This is a genomic window from Azohydromonas lata, from assembly GCF_034427735.1.
Lineage (GTDB): Bacteria > Pseudomonadota > Gammaproteobacteria > Burkholderiales > Burkholderiaceae_C > Azohydromonas > Azohydromonas lata.
In genome coordinates, this window is sequence record NZ_JAXOJX010000296.1 from 1 (window position 1) to 214 (window position 214).

Sequence of the window (214 nt, forward strand, 5' to 3'; positions counted from 1 at the left end):
ATAGTCCACGCCTTCGTAGGCACCGTTTTCTTCCAGGAAGTTGATCGAGGTGATCACGCCACGGCCGGCGCAGCCCACGCCGGGCTCCGGGCCACCGGATTCCACGCAACGGATGTCGCGGAAGCCGATCTTCATGACGTCTTCGATTTCCAGATCCTCCACCGAGCCGGCTTCGGCGGCCAGCGACAGGATGGTGTCCTGGGCCTTTGCGTGC

At 63.6% G+C, this 214-nt stretch carries 1 pseudogene; it reads right to left on the bottom strand.

Features of this window, described 5'->3' with window-relative positions:
- Positions 1 to 214 (bottom strand): annotated as a pseudogene (gene nifH / locus SM757_RS35470) (nitrogenase reductase); the annotation flags it as partial.